This is a genomic window from Acidithiobacillus sp. TH-A35 (assembly GCF_057473505.1).
The window spans coordinates 1-2,162 of record NZ_JBYCKR010000027.1 but is presented as its reverse complement, the minus strand read 5'-3'; the positions used below and the strand labels follow the sequence as shown (position 1 = coordinate 2,162).

Annotated in this window: 3 protein-coding genes; all 3 read right to left on the bottom strand. The window is 61.0% G+C overall.

What is annotated here, in order from left to right; all coding sequences use genetic code 11:
* On the bottom strand, positions 1 to 463 hold a 463-nt coding region (locus AC2VNK_RS01295), incomplete at its 3' end, for a CvpA family protein (RefSeq protein ID WP_486882520.1).
* Positions 460 to 1,746 (bottom strand): bifunctional folylpolyglutamate synthase/dihydrofolate synthase, encoded by a 1,287-nt coding sequence (locus AC2VNK_RS01290; protein ID WP_486882519.1) that lies wholly within the window; start codon positions 1,744 to 1,746, stop codon positions 460 to 462. The genes AC2VNK_RS01295 and AC2VNK_RS01290, both read right to left, overlap by 4 nt.
* A gap of 30 nt (positions 1,747 to 1,776) precedes the next feature.
* Positions 1,777 to 2,162 (bottom strand): acetyl-CoA carboxylase carboxyltransferase subunit beta (locus tag AC2VNK_RS01285; protein WP_486882518.1); only part of this gene is annotated, 386 nt, incomplete at its 5' end.

The following is a 2,162-nucleotide window of genomic DNA, read 5'->3' as shown; positions in this document are numbered from 1 at the left end:
CGGCAGGTGCCGTCAATGATTGCGACCAGTGTTTCACCGGCTCCTGTCCCAGCCAGGAACTCTCCCACCAGGGAGACCGGGACAGGTCTGAGGACTGCACCAGAGTAACCGCAATGGCAATCAACACCAGTCCCCGCAAGAAACCAAAGAACGCCCCCAAAAAGCGATCCGTCGCCCCGAAACCAATGCCGTATAATAGCTTACGAACGACAAAAGCGCACAGGGTCCCGACGATCAGACAGGCAAAAAAGAGGATAAAAGAAGCCAGTGGCACCTTCCAGCCGGCGGGGATCTGCGACGACAGCCGGGGCGCCAGCCAACTCCCGCCCCAGTTCCACGCCACGTAAAACCCGCCAATCCATGCCGCCAGGGAAAAAAACTCGCGTACCATCCCGCGAAAAAGCCCCCAGAGCGCGGACAGCACCACCAGACCCACGGTAGCGGCATTTACCCAGAACATCATGCCGGATCACGCAGTAGCCAGGCCATGGGCAACTGCTTGACGAGATGAAAGGAGCCGAAACAGAGCAGAATATCCCCGCCCGCCAAGGTCATTCTTGCCCTCTCCAGGGCCTGCTCCATGCTGGCATCCGCGGATACCGCTGCCGCGCCCATTTCCTCAAGCATATCGCAGAGTTGCGCCGCCATCGCTGCACGCGGCGTATCGGTGATCTCCAGCACATGCCAGGCATCCACCCAGTGCAACAGTGGCGCGAGTGTCCCGGCCATATCTTTGTCAGCAAGCATACCGACAATGGCGTGACAACGCGCGGCACCTTTTCGCGCCGCCAGCAATGCCGCCAATTGCCGAGTAGCCTGCGGATTATGGGCGACATCCACTAGCAGATCAGGATCCTCCTTACCCCAGGGCTGGAGCCACTGGCAACGTCCCGGCAACTCCGGCGGTAGCGTCCAAGCGGAGATCGCCGTATCGGGCACCGGCAATTTCTCCTGCAACAGCGACACCGCCGCCACCGCCACCGCCAGATTGGCCCATTGTGCCGACCCTGCCCACAAGGGCGCAGACACCTGTTTCTCTTGCCCGAATCCTGACCATTTCCCGGATGGAGGATCAATATGAAAGTCCCGCCCCAACTGCTGCAAGGGTACCTCAGCACGCGACGCCGCTTCCAATACCGAAGCGCAGGGCTCTTCGGCATCCCCATAGAGGGCAGGCACCGCACGACGGAAGATACCCGCCTTTTCCCTGCCGATGGATGCACGATCGGACCCCAGCCAGTCCTGATGATCCAGGTCCACGGTGGTCACGACACTACAATCCGGCACGAACGCATTGACCGCATCCAGACGTCCCCCCAGGCCGACCTCCAGAATCGCCACATCGACCCCGGTGGCCAACATCATCCGCACAGCAGCGAGGGTCGCGATCTCAAAATAGGTGAGCGGAATCTGGCGTACTGTGTCGGCCAGTTCCTTGAGTTGCTGGCACCAGAGGGACCCAGGTGCCAGCCGACCATCCAGCCGCAGACGCTCAGTAAACTGCCAGAGGTGTGGGCTGGTATAAGCGCCAACGCGATAGCCCGCCTGGCGATAGAAGGCCTCCAGATAAGCCACCGTGGAGCCCTTGCCATTGGTGCCCCCCACCAAAATTGCCGGCATGGGCAAACGCGCGGGAATCTTCAGCGCCGCCAAAGCAGCCCGCATCCGCTCCAGACCCATGACGATTTGCTCGGGTGGCCCGGCCAGTTCAGCGACCCGATCACTGAGGGTATCTGGCAAAGACATCACCGGCTACGCTCGCCCCGTGCAGAGCGCTTAATGCGCACTCTCGGCATGGGTCAGCATCCTCAGCATCTCGCTCACTACCGTGCGCATCTGGCGACGATCGACAATCTGGTCAATGGCGCCGTGCTCAAGCAAATATTCTGAGCGCTGAAAACCCTCCGGCAGCTTTTCACGGATGGTCTGCTCGATCACCCGCGGTCCGGCGAAGCCGATCAGGGCCTTGGGCTCCGCAATCAGGATATCCCCCAAGGTCGCCAAACTGGCAGAAACACCGCCCATAGTCGGGTCGGTGAGCACCGAGATGAAAGGAACTCCCGCCTTGGCCAGGCGCTCCACAGCAGCTGACGTCTTGGCCATCTGCATCAGGGAAAAAAGTCCTTCCTGCATCCGTGCCCCACCGCTGGCACTGAAGCAGA

Coding starts and splice junctions, on each gene's coding strand:
- AC2VNK_RS01290 (WP_486882519.1), bottom strand. CDS start 1,746: ATGTCTTTGCCAGATACCCTCAGTGATCGGGTCGCTGAACTGGCCGGG.